The 16,521-nt window shown below is 61.5% G+C and carries 15 protein-coding genes and 1 riboswitch; of the genes, 9 read left to right on the top strand and 6 right to left on the bottom strand.

Features of this window, described 5'->3' with window-relative positions; genetic code table 11:
- Positions 1 to 2 precede the first annotated feature (2 nt).
- Complete coding sequence (locus ACP7B3_RS04260) at positions 3 to 1,538, top strand: class I adenylate-forming enzyme family protein (protein ID WP_426178061.1); 1,536 nt, start codon at positions 3 to 5, stop codon at positions 1,536 to 1,538.
- 43 nt (positions 1,539 to 1,581) lie between these two features.
- Positions 1,582 to 2,910 carry an MFS transporter gene (locus ACP7B3_RS04255; protein ID WP_404483166.1) on the top strand — a complete coding sequence of 443 codons (1,329 nt, stop codon included), beginning with the start codon at positions 1,582 to 1,584 and terminating at the stop codon, positions 2,908 to 2,910.
- 115 nt (positions 2,911 to 3,025) lie between these two features.
- Here the strand turns inward: ACP7B3_RS04255 and ACP7B3_RS04250 are convergent, their stop codons facing one another.
- Positions 3,026 to 3,892, bottom strand: a complete 867-nt coding sequence (locus ACP7B3_RS04250; RefSeq protein WP_426178059.1) for a LysR family transcriptional regulator — start codon at positions 3,890 to 3,892, stop codon at positions 3,026 to 3,028.
- 93 nt (positions 3,893 to 3,985) lie between these two features.
- On the opposite strand from ACP7B3_RS04250, the gene ACP7B3_RS04245 reads away from it, so the two are divergent.
- Positions 3,986 to 4,546, top strand: coding sequence for a DUF4865 family protein (locus ACP7B3_RS04245; RefSeq protein WP_426178057.1), 561 nt, complete (start codon positions 3,986 to 3,988; stop codon positions 4,544 to 4,546).
- Here the strand turns inward: ACP7B3_RS04245 and ACP7B3_RS04240 are convergent.
- Both ACP7B3_RS04240 and ACP7B3_RS04235 read right to left on the bottom strand, forming a co-directional pair.
- Positions 4,536 to 5,264, bottom strand: a complete 729-nt coding sequence (locus ACP7B3_RS04240; protein ID WP_426178055.1) for a CbtA family protein — start codon at positions 5,262 to 5,264, stop codon at positions 4,536 to 4,538. The two genes, ACP7B3_RS04245 and ACP7B3_RS04240, sit on opposite strands and share 11 nt — an antisense overlap.
- Before the next feature lie 19 nt (positions 5,265 to 5,283).
- The gene (locus tag ACP7B3_RS04235) at positions 5,284 to 5,496 is read right to left on the bottom strand and encodes a CbtB domain-containing protein (protein ID WP_145164912.1); all 213 of its coding nucleotides are present in this window, start codon (positions 5,494 to 5,496) and stop codon (positions 5,284 to 5,286) included.
- Positions 5,497 to 5,542: 46 nt separating this feature from the next.
- Positions 5,543 to 5,622: riboswitch (adenosylcobalamin (AdoCbl) riboswitch) on the bottom strand.
- A 71-nt stretch (positions 5,623 to 5,693) separates the two neighbouring features.
- On the opposite strand from ACP7B3_RS04235, the gene ACP7B3_RS04230 reads away from it, so the two are divergent.
- From ACP7B3_RS04230 to ACP7B3_RS04220, 3 genes are read left to right on the top strand one after another with little or no spacing between them, the layout of a single operon-like run.
- Complete coding sequence (locus tag ACP7B3_RS04230) at positions 5,694 to 6,248, top strand: histidine phosphatase family protein (RefSeq protein WP_416365116.1); 555 nt, start codon at positions 5,694 to 5,696, stop codon at positions 6,246 to 6,248.
- A gap of 45 nt (positions 6,249 to 6,293) precedes the next feature.
- Positions 6,294 to 7,049, top strand: a complete 756-nt coding sequence (cobF, locus tag ACP7B3_RS04225) for a precorrin-6A synthase (deacetylating) (protein WP_426178052.1) — start codon at positions 6,294 to 6,296, stop codon at positions 7,047 to 7,049.
- A 12-nt stretch (positions 7,050 to 7,061) separates the two neighbouring features.
- Positions 7,062 to 7,781 (top strand): alpha/beta hydrolase, encoded by a 720-nt coding sequence (locus ACP7B3_RS04220; protein ID WP_426178050.1) that lies wholly within the window; start codon positions 7,062 to 7,064, stop codon positions 7,779 to 7,781.
- Between the two features lie 989 nt (positions 7,782 to 8,770).
- On the opposite strand, the gene ACP7B3_RS04215 is transcribed toward ACP7B3_RS04220, so the two are convergent.
- From ACP7B3_RS04215 to ACP7B3_RS04205, 3 genes are all read right to left on the bottom strand, one after another.
- Positions 8,771 to 9,328, bottom strand: coding sequence for a hypothetical protein (locus tag ACP7B3_RS04215; RefSeq protein ID WP_426178048.1), 558 nt, complete (start codon positions 9,326 to 9,328; stop codon positions 8,771 to 8,773).
- Positions 9,329 to 9,401: 73 nt separating this feature from the next.
- Positions 9,402 to 11,210, bottom strand: a complete 1,809-nt coding sequence (locus ACP7B3_RS04210) for a monovalent cation:proton antiporter-2 (CPA2) family protein (protein WP_145166083.1) — start codon at positions 11,208 to 11,210, stop codon at positions 9,402 to 9,404.
- A gap of 554 nt (positions 11,211 to 11,764) precedes the next feature.
- Positions 11,765 to 12,631: an EamA family transporter gene (locus ACP7B3_RS04205; RefSeq protein WP_426178046.1), complete on the bottom strand. Its 867-nt coding sequence runs from the start codon at positions 12,629 to 12,631 to the stop codon at positions 11,765 to 11,767.
- A gap of 99 nt (positions 12,632 to 12,730) precedes the next feature.
- On the opposite strand from ACP7B3_RS04205, the gene ACP7B3_RS04200 reads away from it, so the two are divergent.
- The 3 genes from ACP7B3_RS04200 to ACP7B3_RS04190 all read left to right on the top strand — a co-directional run bounded on the left by ACP7B3_RS04200 (position 12,731) and on the right by ACP7B3_RS04190 (position 16,515).
- Positions 12,731 to 13,513, top strand: a complete 783-nt coding sequence (locus ACP7B3_RS04200) for an AraC family transcriptional regulator (protein ID WP_145166085.1) — start codon at positions 12,731 to 12,733, stop codon at positions 13,511 to 13,513.
- An 87-nt stretch (positions 13,514 to 13,600) separates the two neighbouring features.
- Positions 13,601 to 15,154, top strand: coding sequence for a DUF726 domain-containing protein (locus ACP7B3_RS04195; RefSeq protein WP_426178044.1), 1,554 nt, complete (start codon positions 13,601 to 13,603; stop codon positions 15,152 to 15,154).
- 41 nt (positions 15,155 to 15,195) lie between these two features.
- On the top strand, positions 15,196 to 16,515 hold the full coding sequence (locus ACP7B3_RS04190; protein WP_426178042.1) for an Nramp family divalent metal transporter: 1,320 nt from the start codon (positions 15,196 to 15,198) through the stop codon (positions 16,513 to 16,515).
- The last annotated feature ends 6 nt before the right edge of the window (positions 16,516 to 16,521 follow it).

Genomic DNA, 16,521 nt, shown 5'->3' with positions numbered 1-16,521 from the left:
CCATGAACATTGCCAACTGGTTGCACGACACCCAGCGCCGCGACCCGCAGCGACCGGCATTGTTCGAAGGCACGCGGCAAGTGGCCGACTACGCGACCTTTGCTGCGCATGTTCGCCAGCGCGCCGCGCACTTGGTGGACCAGCACGGCGTGGTCGCCGGTGATGCGGTCGCCGTGCTGATGAAGAACAGCTGCGACTACCTGGAAGTGCTCTACGCCATCTGGTGGCTGGGCGCAGTGGCTGTGCCGATCAACGCCAAATTGCACCCGGCTGAGGCGGCGTGGATCGCCGATAACGCCCAGGCGCGCCTGATCTTTACCGACGGCGGCCGGGTATTTTCGGCGTCGCGCGACTTGCCTCAGCACTGCAAGGAACTGGACGGCCACACGCTGCCGCCGACGCGTGGCTGGCCGACCCTGGCGCAGCCGGAGCCCCGCCAGGACCAGGACCTTGCTTGGCTGTTCTACACCTCCGGCACCACCGGGCGCTCCAAGGGCGTGATGCTGTCCCATGGCAACCTGATGGCGATGTCGTTGTGTTACCCCACAGACGTGGATCCGGTCAGCGCCGATGACGCCGTGCTGTATGCCGCGCCAATGTCCCATGGCGCCGGGCTCTACAACTTCATTCATGTGCGCTGCGGCGCGCGGCATGTGGTGCCGGCTTCCCACGGTTTCGACGCCGCCGAGCTGTTTGGCCTGGCGGCCGAGTTGGGCAATGTCTCACTGTTTGCGGCGCCGACCATGGTCAAGCGCATGGTCGAACAGGCGCGGCGCCAGGGCTATCGCGGCGAAGGCATCAAAACCATCGTTTACGGTGGCGGCCCGATGTACCTGGCCGATCTGTGTGAGGCCGTCGACACCTTCGGCCCGCGGCTGGTGCAGATCTACGGCCAGGGCGAGAGCCCGATGACGATCAGCGTGCTGCCTCGCGCGCTGATCGCCGACCGCCAACGCGCAGACTGGGCCACGTTGGCCGCCTCGGTCGGCCATGCGCAATCGTGCGTTGAAATCCGCATTCTCGACGCACAGCACCAGCCGGTGCCGACGGGCGAGCGCGGCGAAATCGCCGTGCGCGGTGCCACGGTGATGCAAGGCTACTGGCGCAATCCCGAGGCATCGCGTCAGACCCTGGTCGAGGGCTGGCTGTTGACCGGTGACGTCGGCTTTCTCGACGCGGCGGGTTACCTCACCCTGACGGACCGTTCCAAGGACGTGATCATCAGCGGCGGCAGCAACGTGTACCCGCGTGAAGTCGAGGAAGTGCTGGCGCAACATCCCGAGGTGTTCGAGGTGTGCGTCGTGGGAGAACCGGATGCGCAATGGGGCGAATCGGTGGTGGCGTTTGTGGTGACGCGCAGCGGGCAACCGCTCGATGAAGCCGAGCTGACGGCCTGGTTTGTGGCGCGCATGGCCTCGTTCAAGAAACCCAGGAAGTACCTGTTTCCCGGCGAATTGCCAAAGAACAGTTACGGCAAAATCCTCAAGACTGACTTGCGGCAGTGGCTGAAAGCAGCGAGTATCGCCGCGCTTCCCTAGACCCGTTTTTCATGGACAGAACATCAGACAAGGAGTCCCTTTGATGGGCAATCAAGCGCAAGACACGGTCCGCAAGCGGCGCCGTGCGTTTCTCGGTGCCACTTCCGGTCACTTGATCGAGTGGTACGACTACGGCGTCTACGGCTTTCTCGCCGTTTACATCGGCCAGGCCTTTTTCGTCTCCGATGACCCCACCACCAGCCTGTTGGCCAGCTTCGCGGCGTTTGCCCTAAGCTTTTTCATCCGGCCTCTGGGCGGGCTGTTCTTCGGTCCGCTGGCGGACAAGATCGGCCGCCGCAAAACCCTGATCATGGCGCTGGTGATGATGACCGGCTCCACCGTCATGCTCGGCCTGTTGCCCACTTATGCAACGCTTGGCATTGCTGCGCCGATGCTGCTGATTCTGGTGCGCTGCGTGCAGGGTTTCTCGGCGGGCGGCGAGATCGGCACAGTGACCAGCTTTATCTCCGAATACGCCGGCCCCGGCCGACGCGGCTTTGCCACGTGCTGGCTGATGGTCACCGCCGTGCTCGGCCTGCTGCTGGGCGGTGCCGTGGCTAACGGCATGACCTGGATCCTGGGCGCCGAAGTGATGCAGGAATGGGCCTGGCGCGTGCCGTTCCTGATCGCCGCACCGTTGGGTTTTATCTCCATGTACATCCGCCTCAAGCTGGAAGACAGCCCGGAGTTTCTCGCCTTGCAGCGCGCCGGGCAGACTTCCCGTGCACCGCTGCGCGAAGTCTGGCAGTGGAAGCGCGCGATTGCCCTGGTGTTTTTCATCATCACCTTGCACAGCTCGATCTTTTACCTGGTGCTGACCTTCGCCTCGACCTACATGGCCAAGATCCTCAAGTTCGACAGCGGCACCACGCTGCTCTATGTGTTCGTCGCGAGTTTCTCGGCTGCGTTCGTGATGCCGTTTGGCGGCGCGTTCACCGATAAATACGGACGTAAGCCGTTTCTGATGGTGATCGGCACCCTGGCCACGCTGGCGATGTTCTGGCTGTTCAAGTCGGCGCCAACCGCCACTGCCGCGTCGTTCTTCGCGCCATTGATGGCGGTGGCGATCCTGTTCGGGCTGTATGCCTCCTCGACCTATGCGCTGATGAGCGAGCTGCTGCCCACGCGCATTCGCTCCACCGGGATTGCCGTGGCGTACAACGTCCCGGTCGCAGTGTTTGGCGGCAGCGCGCCGCTGATCTCCACCTGGCTGATCAAGGTGACGGGCGACATCACTTCACCCTGGTATTTCTACGTGGCAACCGGTGTGGTGTCGTTGATCGCACTGGTGGTGCTGCGCAAGGAAGATTTCGTCGCCAGTGGCAGCCCGATGGTGGCGCCGGCGGGGGCCGTGTTGGCCCCGGCCGCCTGATCGACTGCGGTTTTCGCAAACCCGGCTACGCTGTTTCAGGTCTCATCATTGATCAACAAGAAAGACCTGACCATGAGTGAACTGCTCAACAGCGTTACCCCAAAAAGCCTGACACTCAGCGCTGCAGCACGCCACGAAACGTTGCACTCAACGCGCGCAACGTTTCGCGCGAGCGCGCATCACTGATCCGGCTATACAGCAGCACTTCACTGACGGGTAATGCGGGCAGGCCATATTGCTCGCTCACGTCCACCGCCCCGGCCGGGGCCACGCGGTGGGCGAGGGCGGCGACCCCCAATCCGGCGCTCACTGCCGCGCCTACCGCCATTACGCCACCGCCGACAAACACTTCGGTCCAGTCGATACGCGCGGCCTCCAATGCCCTCACCGCCAGGTGCCGAACGCCACAGGGCGCGGCCATGGTCGCCATGCGCAGCGGTGCGCCGGGGCTGTGTTGCCAGTGTGGCGCCGCGAACCAGCCAAAGCGTTCCACGGCCAGCACTTCGCCGTCCTGGCGATCGCCTTCGTTGCGCACGATCACCGCGTCCAGTTCATTGCGATCAAACGCGGCCACCAGGTCGCGGGACGAGGCGATGCGCACCTCGAGAATCACCAGCGGGTCGTAGGCCGCGAGTCGGCTGAGCCAGGTGGGCAAGTCCGGCCCGGCCACGTGGTCGCTGATACCAATCACTAAACGCCGAGGCGCGTGGGCGCCCAGGTCAGCCAGTGCGCGCTCATGGGCATTGAGCAGGGCACGCGCGGCCACGATGAAGCGCTCGCCCTGGGGCGACAGCTGCACATGGCGAGGCGTGCGTACCAACAGGCGATAACCGAGGCGTTCTTCCAGGCGCTTGAGCTTCAGGCTGATGGCGGCCTGGGACGTGTCGAGCGCCATGGCGGCGCGGGTGAAGCTGGCGAAATCAGCCACCAGCACAAAGGCGTGCACGGTGTCGATGTCGAGGGGTTTGAGCGAGTCAGTCATATCCAATCCTTATCGCACTTATATTCGGCCATATCTTGTTGAAATCATCGCCAGTGCGCAAGCTCTGTCCACATCTTGCACAGGAGCTTTGCCATGTTTGCCAAACAGTATTCACACCGCCTGCCTGCCGACTACGACATGGACGTGATACGCCGGCGCGCCGCGCAATTGGGGCCGTTGTGGGAGGACACGCAAGGGCTGCTGTTCAAGGCGTTTATCGCGCAGACGCGTGGGCAGGCGCCGGGCAATGTGTATGCGTCGGTGTACCTGTGGGCCGACCCGTTGCAGGCCGCCGACTTTCTACTCGGCGAGCGTTTTCAGAAAGTGCTCGACAGCTTTGGCCGTCCGCACATCGAAAGCTGGTTGCCGCTGGATGTGCAGCGTGGGGCCGCGCAGCACGCGTTGAGCCTGTACCGAGAGGAGTGGCCGCTGGTGCCGGGGGCGGATCGGGCGGGGATCGTCGCCGAGGAAAAACGGCGCAATCAGCAGTTGGCTGACAGCAGTGACACGTTTGCGGTATGCCTGGCGCTGGATGTGCAGGCGTGGCGGCTGGTGCGCATCACCTTGTCAAGCAAGGCGCTGGATGCGGCGCATCCCGGAACGGGCTATGAGGTGTTGTACCTGGCCCGCCCCGGGGTTCAGTTCAAGGGTTGAAGCGCGCTGTTGGCTGGCTGAGCTTGCGCTCGGCCACCGCGCCAAACACCAGGCCGAGGGTGGTCCACAGCACCAACTGGATACCCAGCGACGCTACGCGGAATTTCCACAGCAGCACGGCCGAAAACGCCTCCGGCACTTCGTTGATCACCGGGAACAGGCTGCCGGCCACCGACACAATCACGATGTACAACGCCACACCCAGGATCGCCCCGGCCCAGACGCCACGGCGGGCAATCAGCTTGCGCGCGGCGTTGATCGCAATCACCGCGGCCGCCACTGACACCAGCAGCATCAGGAAGAACAGCCTGGTGCGCTGCGCGATGGTTTCGGGGTCGCCCACCGAGGGCGGGTTGGCCGGGTACTTGAGCCCTGGCACCAGGGTAATTGCCACAAATGCCGCCAGTGCCAGCAGCGCCGCCAGGCCACGCGGGCCGACCTTGCCGATGCGGCCCAGAGCGTAAGCGAACACCAGGGCGAAGAGGCCGCCCAGTGACACGCTGTACACCACCACGCCGGTGAACAGGCCGAAGGTGCTTTGCACTTCGCGGCTCACCAGTTCCTCTTCCGGCGCATCGCCGTGCATCTGTGCCATGTGGTCTTCAAAGGCGATGGCCTTGTCGATCTGCGGTTCACCAAAGGTTTTGGCGAAGCCGAAAGCCAGCACGCCGGCGAGCAAGCCCACCAGCATCCCGCGCAGGAGTAAATGCCCTGTCATGTCGTGTCTCGCTTATCGGTTAATGGCAGGGGAAACCCAGCAGGTGGCGGCCGTCGTGCACAAACTCATGCACATACATGCCTTTGAACACCGCGGTGGCGCCTTGCTCGGCGCCGACAAAATAGAGCGCCAGCAGCAACAACAGGCCGCCGAAGATCGCCCAAGGCAGAATGTCGCCCAAGGGCAGGGTGGGTAAATGCACATCAGGATTCGTTGCAGCAGTGTTAGCCATGAAAACCTCCAGGGATGACGCGTCCCGAAATGGATTGCGATTGGGCTGAAACAGGGTCTGGCTTACGGCTAAAAGGCCGAATACAGTGGCGCGACCGCGCCGGATTCGAACCGGCTTCCTCTTTCATGTTCGTTGTAACATGTTGAAACAACTTTGCCAGTCTACGCCGACTGCGCGTCGAAACAGAGTGAATTGTGATGCAGGCCACCCGGTTGACCTTGATATGCCATGCCGCCACGCCGTTGCAAAAACAGGGGCGGTTTCCCGATGACGAATCGGTAGCGATGCAGTGGCAACCCGCGGCCCTGTCCCTGGCGGGTCGTTTCAAGAAAAGCCCGCGACTGGTGTGTGGGCCCGAGGCCAGAACCCGGCAAACCGCCGGCTTGTTCGGCGATAACGCGCAGGTCGAAGACGCGTTGCGCGACGGTGATTTCGGCGCCTGGAAAGGCCAGGCCATCGCCCAGCTCGACAGCCATGCATTGAGTGACTGGCTGACCAACAGCGCCAGCGCGCCTCACGGCGGTGAGTCGGTGGAGCAGATTTGCGTACGCGTCGCTGACTGGATGAAAAGTCTCGAAACCCAACCCGGGCACGTAGTGGCTATCACCCACCCGTTTGTGATTCGCGCCGCGATGCTGTACGTGTTGCAGTTCCCTGTCTCGATGTTCTACCTGATTGATGTCGAGCCGCTGTCCGCCACCGAACTGCGCTTTAACAAGGTGTGGCGCCTGCGTCTGGAAACTCACGCCTGAGCGCGTGAACATGGCAAAATCCACGCCCCGCAATGAGAGCAACCCATGAAACGCATCCTGATCATCGGCATTGGCGCCGGCAACCCTGACTACATCACGATGCAGGCCGTCAAAGCGCTGAACCGCACCGACGTGTTTTTCCTGATGGACAAGGGCCAAAGCAAAGACAAGCTGATCGACCTGCGCCGCGAGATCTGCGAAACCTACATCACCGAGCCTGGTTACCGTTTCGTCGAGGCCGACTGCCCCGAGCGCGTGCGCGGCGATATCGACTACACCACCGCCGTGCAGGACCTGAATCGCGACAAGCAGCAGACCTTCGAGCACATGATCAATGAGCAGATGGCTGACGGTGAAGTGGGCGCGTTCCTGGCCTGGGGCGACCCTGCGCTGTACGACAGCACCATCCGCATCCTGCAGGCGATCCTGGCCAGTGGCCGCAGCGTATTCGAGTTCGAAGTGATCCCCGGCATCACCAGCGTGCAAGCCCTGGCCGCCCAGCACAAGGTGCCGCTGAACCGCATAGGTCGCTCCATCGAGATCACCACCGGGCGCCGGTTGGCGGCGGGGCAGGCGAGTGATGCGGACACCTTGGTGGTCATGCTCGACGCCGAAGATTCCTACCGCTGCGTGGCCGATCAGGACATGGACATCTACTGGGGCGCCTATCTGGGCACGCCGGACGAAATCCTCATCAGCGGCAAAGTCAGCGAAGTGGCTGAGCAAATCCAACAGGTGCGCAAGGCGGCGCGTCTGGAAAATGGCTGGATCATGGACACTTACTTGTTGCGCAAACCCTGAGGTCACTTTCCCATGCTCAAACTGTTTGCCCTGGCACTGACCCTGATGGCCAGCGCCGCCCACGCCGACTCCACGCTGCACACCGATTTGCCCCTGTCTTATCTGGAACAGACCCAGAGCGATGCGCGCAATCAGCCGTTGGTGATTTTCCTGCACGGTTTTGGCAGCAACGAGGAAGACCTGTTTGGCATCAAGGACGCGCTGCCGTCCAACTGGACCTACCTGTCGGCACGTGCGCCGATGCCCGTGGACCCACAGGGTTATCGCTGGTTTACCAAGACGCCGGGTGACGGCGACTACAATGGCGAAACCGCCGACCTGCAACGCAGCGCCGCGCTGATCGAAGACTTTGTGGGCAAGGCCACTGCCAAATACCACACGCAAAGCGATCGGGTGTTTCTGGTGGGGTTCAGCCAGGGCGCGATCATGTCGTACGAGGTGGGCTTGCGAAAGCCCGCGTTGGTGCGCGGCATCGCGGCCTTGAGTGGCAGTGTATTGCCGGTGCTCAAGGCTGAACTCAAGCCCAGCGAATCATTGGGCAAATTGGCGATCTTTATCGGCCACGGCACTCTCGACCAGGCACTGCCGTATGCCTCGGCGACGCAGGCCAGTGAGGTACTGGTGGGCCTTGGATTGACGCCGGAGTTTCACGGGTATCCGGGCATGCCGCATACCGTCAGTGAGACCGAAGTGCAGGACCTTAAGGCCTGGCTGGAGAAAAGCCTGAAGTGAACTGGCGGGTGAGGGTTGCTGCGATGGTCATTTTCGTTTGGTGGCGTTGAATAACTGTCCGTTGCTGCACTAGTGGCTTTTCTGTGGGAGCGGGCTTGCCCGCGATGCGGGTGCCTCGGTACATCAGACATCCCCAGTCGATGCCATCGCAGGCAAGCCAGCTCCCACAATTTGACCGAGTTCAGCCGCCAGCACCGCACTGCTTGGCTTTTCTGTGGGAGCTGGCTTGCCTGCGATACAGGCACCTCGGTCCGTCAGGTACACCGGGTTGATGCCATCGCAGACAGGCCAGCCCACATTTGACCGAGTACAAACGACACCCATCTATCTAACGCACAGAGATCCAACTGTGGGAGCGGGCTTGCCCGCGAATGCGGTGGGTCAGTCAGCTCTTGTGTCACTGGCACACCGCATTCGCGAGCAAGCCCGCTCCCACAAGTTGACCGAGTTCAGCCTCCACCTCCGCACTGCTTTTGCTTTTCTGTGGGAGCTGGCTTGCCTGCGATGCAGGCACCTCGGTCTATCAGTGACACCCAGTTGATGCCATCGCAGGCAAGCCAGCTCCCACATTTGATTGAGTTCAGCTTCCAGAATCAGGTCGGCTGTCAGGCCGCCTCGGCTTCGCTTCTACCACTCAGGTCGGCTACTAGGCCGCCGTGCTGTAGATTTTGATCTTGATCTTAGGCGCCCCGTCAAACCACGCTGGCCGAACGCAGGTAGTACGGAGCGGGTAAACCGGCAGGACGCCGGTTTAGCCGCGACGGGGCAGGGACGGCCCGTCGCGGCGGCCCGCGGAGTAATGCCTGCGTGAGGGCACACCGAGCCTAGGCGAGGTGCCGAGTGGTGGGGCAAGAGCGTTTTGGTTACTTTTGCGCTTTTCAAAAGTGACCCGCTGTAAGAGCGGAACCGCTATCAGCCATCACCCCCACAACGGATATGTACCCGGTCCCCAGCACCCCCATCAACGCTCCATCACCCGCAAAACCAGACTACTTACCCCCAGTAATCTGCTTCACCAACTCCGCATGCCCCTTCACATCATCCGCCCGCGAAATCGCCTGAATCACCAGCAAGTGATTGCCCGAGCCACCCAGGAATGTCGAGTTCAAAGTCTTGCCGCCACCCTGGGTGGCCGTGCTGTCGACCTGACGCAGGCCAAGACCTTTGAAGGTCAGTTTCTTTTCGTTCTGCTTCTTGAAATCAGGCAGGGCAGCGCTCTGGTCCTTGACGAAATCAGCCACGGCGCCATCCAGAAACTGCGCGTCATTGTCTTTAATTGTGGCCCCGTCGTTGCGCACCGTTTCAGCCACGATCACCACACTTTTCGTGGTCGAGTTGGCGTACAGCGTGCCTTGGGTGTCGGCGGTGCCGTCCTCAGCCTTGCCGGTCGGCAGCGTGTCGGCGACATAGGCCTTGGGCAAGTTGAAGGTGAACTTGCCACCCAGCGTCGAGATGGTTTGTGTCGCGGTTGGCTTGGTTGCTGCAAACACGCCGCCGGCGGTAAGCGCCAGGGCCAGCAGCACGGCGGTCTTGGTGAAAGTGGCCATGAAGCGCTCCAGTGGATGAACGAAATTGCGGCGTATTCTGTCAGAAAACTCGCCAGATCGTTCATCCCTGTCCTCACACTTTGTCGGACTCTTCCTCAAGCCGGTCCATCTCAAACAGCCGCGCCAGTTCCGTACGCGCTTCCTGGGCGGTTTGCATGACCTTGGCGGCATCGTCATATACCGCGTGTTGCGCAGCGAGCACCTGCAGGTCGTGGTTTTTGAAACGGGTGATGCGCGCATCGGCCTGGGCCTGGCTCAAACCGAGACCCACCAGGGTGCGGCGGCTCATTTCCAGGCTGGAGTAAAACGTCTCGCGCACCGGTGACGCGTCCAGGTCGACCAGGCGGTGGACGTGTTGGCGGTTACGTGCACGGGCGATGATTTTCATGTGCGGGTAGAGGTTGCGCACCAGTTCGGCGGTCTTGATGTTGATCTCCGGGTCGTCCATGGCAATCACGAAGAACTCGGCCTGATCGACCTTGGCCGCGTGCAGGATTTCCGGGCGCTGCGGGTCGCCGTAGAACACCGGCATACCGCCGAAACTGCGGGTCAGTTCGATGGTTTCCACCGAGGTGTCGAGGGCGATAAACGAGATGTTTTGCGCACGCAGAATCCGCGCCACGATCTGGCCCATACGGCCCATGCCGGCAATCACCACACGCGGCGCATCGCTTTCGATGGCGCGGTATTCCTCCGGCACTTCCACCGGCTTGACCTTGGGCTTGAACAGCTTTGGGCACACCAACAGCAGCAGCGGCGTCACGGCCATGGACAGCGTGATGGTCAGCACCAGCACATCGTAGAGGTGCGGTTCGAACAGGCCCTGGTCGCGCCCGATCTTGAACACCACAAAGGCAAACTCACCGCCGGCGGCCAGCACCACGCCCAGGCGCAGCGCGCTCTCGCGATTGAGGTCGCCGACCATCCGGCCCACCGCATACAGCAGCGGCAGCTTCAAGCCGATCAACAGCAGCGTCAGGCCGATCACCACCAGCGGCGAACTGAGCAGCAGGCTGAGGTTGGCGCCCATGCCCACACTGATGAAAAACAGGCCGAGCAACAGGCCTTTGAACGGTTCGATCTGCGCTTCGAGTTCGTGGCGGTATTCGGAGTCCGCCAGCAGCAGCCCGGCGAGGAAGGCGCCGAGGGCCATCGACACGCCCACCAGCTCCATCAACCAGGCCGTGCCGATCACCACCAGCAGCGCGGTGGCGGTGGACACTTCGCGCAGGCCGGTCTTGGCGACAATACGAAACACCGGACGCAGCAGGTAGCGTCCGCCGATGATCACCACGGCGATGCTGCCGAGTATCTGCAACACGTGTTGCAAGCCCTGGGCTTCGGTGGTGGGGTGATCACTGCCGGCCAGCAGTGGCACCATCGCGATCAGTGGGATCGCGGCGATGTCCTGGAACAACAGAATCGCAAACGCCAGGCGCCCGTGCGGCTGATTCAGCTCTTTGCGTTCGGCCAGGCTTTGCAGCCCAAACGCGGTGGAGGACAGCGCCAGGCCCAGGCCCAGCACAATCGCACTGTTCCAGGCTTGGCCAAATAGCCACAACGCCACCACCGCCATCACCAGCCCGGTCAGCAACACTTGGGCCAGGCCAACGCCGAACACCGCCTTGCGCATCACCCATAAACGCTTGGGCGACAGCTCCAGACCGATGATGAACAGCAGCAACACCACGCCCAATTCAGAGAACTGCGCCACGCTTTGCGGGTTGCCGATCAGGCCCAGCACAGAGGGGCCGATGATCACCCCCGCGAACAGATAACCCAGCACTGCGCCCAGTTGCAGACGCTTGGCCAACGGCACGGTCAGCACGGCGGCGAGCAGGAACACCACGGCTGCTTGTAACAGGTTGCCTTCATGGGGCATTGCGAACTCCAGGATCTTTAAAGCCAATCAACAGGGCGCCATTAGAGCGCCTTTTTACATTTTGAAACTTGTATTTTTGATGCGACAGGCAATGGGTGTTGGCCGTAGTCCCGTTCTTCCCGGGCGCTTACGAAAGTATTAATACCATTTAATTCAATGACTTTTCTGTAGGTCTACTGCCGTTTCGACAAACTAAATCAGTTGTCACCACCGTCAGGTATTTCGAATTCGATGCGTGTGAGTCAATAGCGTTGGGCTTCTGCGCATTCATGGATGAAGGCTTGGACCACGAAGGAGTTGGACGTGGACAGAAGACTTGCTGCTGCACGCTCTTTGTGGCGAGCGGGCTTGCCCCGCGCTGGGTTGCGCAGCAGCCCCAAAGCCAAACGCTGCGGTACGCCTGACACACCGCATTTTCCTTGATGGGGCTGCTTCGCAACCCAACGCGGGGCAAGCCCGCTCGCCACGAGGGGGGGGCTATCTGGAAATAAGCGCCTGTTCCGCCAGCATCTGCAACAAATGCCGCTGCACGAGCTGCGCAAGGTTCCCGGATATCAGCATCGCCTTGGGGGCTTGCGGTAAAGCCCGACTGCCAAGCCAATAATAATCACAGCGATCGCGATCAGGTTGGGCAGGGACACGTGCTCGTCCAGCATCAGCACTGAACTGGCAATTCCAAATACCGGAATCAACAGCGACAGCGGCGCCACGGTCGATACGGGGTAGGCCTTGAGCAGGGAGTTCCAACCCCAGTAGGCAAAGTGTGTCGCCAGGTAAACCTGAAACAGGATCGACAACACGACGGTCAGGTCAAGGCGCTCGGGCAGGTGAGCGAAGGCGGCGTTGCCGTGCAGCCACCACGCCATGAGGAACAGTGGGATCGGCGGGAACAGGCTGGCCCATACCATGAACGAAAAGATTTCCTTCACCCCTGATGCCTTGATGATGACGTTGCCGATACTCCATGCCAGGGCACTGAACACAATGAACAAAACCCCGAGTACTGCGTGCTCGCCGGTCTGGCTGGCGATGATTCCTGCCAGGCCAATCAACGCGAGAAAAGCGCCGACCCACTGTGCAGCACGGATTTTTTCCTTGAACAGCAGGTAGCCCCAGCCGAGCGTGAAAAACACGCTGAGTTGAATGATCAGCGAGGCGAGCCCCGGGCTGACGCCGATATGGATGCCGTAGTTGATCACGCCCCACATGCCCAGCCCGAAGATCACGCCGTAAGCGGCCACGTAACGGAATGGGACGACGGGCCGCTTGATAATGAACACCAGCGGCAGGGCGGCCAGGGCAAAGCGGATGCCGGTGAGCGCAAAAGGGTCGATTGAGCGCAGGCCCAGTTTGGTAATGGGAAAATTCAGCCCCCAGACCAAGGTGACCAACAGGGCAAGCGCCAAGTGTTTCTTCTGCATGGACGTTCCTTTGAGCAGATTTCTTCAAAGGCGTGAATGCTAGGGCGCAGGGCGATGGCCCGCTTGCTTTGTCAGGTCATCCTTTGACAATATCGGGCCATGCTGCCGACCTTTGATGACAACGACCCCGAAGCGCTGGTCACTCTGCGTGAATACCCCTCTGGCACCGTGTTCACGCGGCATACACACCCGCGCGGGCAATTCGCCTATGCCTCCACCGGTGCGTTGAGGATGTTCACCGACCTCGGCAATTGGGTGGTGCCGCCGCAGCGGGCGATCTGGGTGCCGGGCGGCGTGCCCCATGAAATGCACATGCGCGGCGATGTGGTGATGCTCAATACCTACCTCGATGATCAGGCTGCCGAACGGGCAGGGCTGCGGGATCGTTGTCAGGTATTCGAGGTGTCGCCGTTGCTCAGGCATCTGTTGGAAGCGGCACTGGCTATCGCACCGTCGGCGGCGACCGCGGTCCGTCAGCAGTGCGTATTGACGCTGCTGATCGATGAAATAAGCGCCATGCCCGAAGTGCCCCTCAGCGCGCCGTTGCCTGCCGAGCCACGTCTGGCCCAGGCTTGCCAGCGTTTTCTGCAGGCTCCTGCGCAGACCATCTCCCTCGATCAGATGGCCCATTGGTCGAACATGAGCCGACGCACCTTCACCCGCCATTTTCACGAAGGCACCGGCATGACGTTTGTGGCCTGGCGTCAGCAGGTCTGCCTGCTTGAAGCCACTGCGCGGCTCAGTCATGGCGCCTCCATTACCGAGGTGGCGTTGGGGTTGGGTTTCAGCAGTTCCAGCGCCTTTACCGCGGTGTTCCGCCGAAACCTGGGAGAGGCGCCCGCGCGCTACCTGGCCAAATCCAGGGCGGCGTCAGCGTTCTGAAAACGGCACACGTCGGTCAGGATTCACCTTCCCCAGCGTCATGCTTTGTTACTATCGCCGTCCATCGTCACCAGGAGTCACCGGCCCATGCAACACCAGTGGGATGAAATGCACCGCACCCGCAAGCCCACGTTTGTACTGTGCGGCGAGCCTCAGGGGAATGTGCTCAATCTCTACGTTCACGGTTATTCGGCCTTCTTCAACCGCCAGCAACTGGGCAATTTCAAGCAGCAGCTGGCGAGCATCGAAGGCTCGACCAACCTGATGCTGTTCTGGCCGGCGGGGCATTTTCTCGAAAACCTGTTTGCGCCCTTCAAGGATGTGATCACCTCGATGCTCGGCGGTGGCGGCCTGGGCGCAGCGACGGTGGGCGTGGGCAAGGCGATTGCCTATTTCCTCGACCATTACAAAAGTGTCGAGGCGCGCGTCGATGAAGTGGCCAAGACCCTGTTGCCTGAACTGGCCAGTTACCTGCACGCCGAGTCGCTGCAGGTACGGCGCATCAACCTGATCGGGCATTCGCTGGGCGCGCGCATTCTGGTCAAGAGCGTGCTGGCCAGCCCCGAGGTGGCTCGTGAACTGCCGCTGAACAACTTGTTGCTGATGGGCGGGGCGATTTGTACGTCGAGCCCGTGGGATGAAGTATCGGCGCCGCTCAAGGGCCGGGTGATCAATTGCCACTCCAGCAAGGACTGGGCGCTGGCCATGAAACCGGACACCGAACGTTGCATTGGCCGTTATGCAATTGAGGTCACGCCGGCGCTCAAGGCCAAGGTCACCAATGTGCACCTGGCGACGTTCGACCATGCCGCCTACTGGCCGCAGCTGAAAACCGTGGTGCAATACACCGACCTGTTACAGGAACGGCGCGGCATGATTCGCGCCGATCAGCGCAGCACTGAAGTGCGCTTTGCCGAAGAGGACGTGGAGTTGTTCCCCGCGTTGGTGCAGGCGCGGCCGGACGAGTTGAAGTTCCTTGCCGAGTTGATGGCGCAAAAGCGCAGTGCGTCAATCGATGCCAGTGTGCGCGAACCGCTGAAACTGGCCATCGAGTTGCAGCGCATGGGCGGTGACAGCTTTATGAACGTTGCCCGTGGCCACGGCGTGAGTTACCGCCAGATCGCCGAAGATGTGGCGCAGCGGTTGGGGATCAAGTTCGATGAACCGGTTGAAACCGTGGCACTGGCGGACATTGAGGCGCTGGTTGCTGAGAGGTTGATCGAGCAATTCAAGGACAAACTCAGCCGTGCCGACCGGCAGGCCTTCGACGCCGAACTCAAGGCCGCCGCGCAAAAAGAACAGGGCGTGTTCAACCGTATCGATATCAGCCGCTCGGCCACCACCGCCTTGAGTGGTACGGCGTTGGCGGGGTTTACCGGTTTTATCGTGCGCCGTGGCGCCGCCTCAGCGATTCCGGTGGTGGGCCAGGCATTGGCGGCGGCGATGTTGCTCGTCACGGGTGTGCGAGCGTTCTCCGGCCCGGCGTACTCGATTACCACCTTGTCGGTGTTGATGATCGGCATGATTCGCCAGCGTATGGAACGCGAAGCGCTGAACCAGGAGCTGGACCTGGTGGTGCAAGTGGTCGACACCTTTGACCTGCCCCGGGAGACGGTGATGCGCACGGTCGTGTCGGACTGATAAGCTGCGGCTCTGACTTGTATGTTTGCCTGGGATACCGCGTGAAATTCAGCCTGCCGAAAATCGCTACCGCCCCATTCTGCCCGCCGGAAGTGGCCGGCTCCGTCATCGTTGACCCCAAGGCTTCGTTTTTCAAACGGGCGCTGATGTTCGCCGGCCCCGGTCTGCTGATCTCCATTGGCTACATGGACCCCGGCAACTGGGCCACGGCCATCGAGGCCGGTTCACGCTACGGCTACAGCCTGTTATTCGTGGTGCTGCTGGCCAGCCTGGCCGGCATGGCCGTGCAATGCCTGTGTTCACGGCTGGGCATCGCCACCGGCAAGGACTTAGCGCAACTGTGCCGTGAGCGCTACAGCAAACGCTCGGCCCGCACGCAGTGGGTGCTGGCGGAAATTTCGATCATCGCCACTGACCTTGCCGAAGTGCTCGGCTGCGCCCTGGCGTTTCACTTGCTGCTGGGTGTGTCGCTGACCACCGGTATTGTCATCACCGCCTTCGACACACTGTTGATCCTTGCCCTGCAAAACCGGGGCTTCCGCCGCCTCGAGGCGATCATGCTGGCGTTGGTTGCAACCATCGGCGTGTGCTTCTTCATCGAGCTGGTGCTGATCAAACCCTACTGGCCCGACGTACTGAGCGGTTTTACTCCGTCACTGTCGGCCATCAGCGATGCGGCGCCGTTGTACCTGGCCATCGGCATACTCGGCGCCACGGTCATGCCGCATAACCTCTACCTGCACACCTCGATTGTGCAAACCCGCCTGATCGGCAAAGACCTCGCCAGCAAACAGGACGCGGTGAAACTGGCGCGTATCGACACCATCGGCTCCCTGGCCCTGGCCTTGCTGGTTAATGCGGCGATCCTGGTGCTGGCCGCCGCCGCGTTCTACAAGACCGGCCACACCGACGTGGTCGAGATCCAGGATGCTTACCACCTGCTTGACCCACTGGTGGGCGGCGCGTTCGCCAGTATCCTGTTCGGTGTCGCGTTGCTGGCCTCCGGGCAAAGCTCGACGTTTACCGGCACGATCGCTGGGCAAGTGATCATGGAGGGTTATCTCAACCTGCGTATCCCTTGCTGGCAGCGCCGCCTGATCACCCGTGGCCTGGCACTGATCCCGGCATTTCTCGGGGTGTGGCTGATGGGCGACGATGCTATCGGCAAGTTGCTGATTCTCAGCCAGGTGGTGCTCAGCCTGCAGTTGCCGTTCGCGCTTTATCCGCTGATTCGCATGACCGATGACAAGCAATTGATGGGGCCGTTTGTTAACAGGCTGCCCACGCGGCTATTGGCGTGGTTTCTGTTTGCGCTGATCAGTGGGGCGAATGCGTGGTTGATTGGGCAGTGGTTGTTTTGATCAGAG

This window comes from Pseudomonas sp. TWRC1-2 (assembly GCF_049896685.1).
Classification (GTDB): domain Bacteria; phylum Pseudomonadota; class Gammaproteobacteria; order Pseudomonadales; family Pseudomonadaceae; genus Aquipseudomonas.
This window is presented reverse-complemented; position numbering and strand designations above follow the sequence as displayed.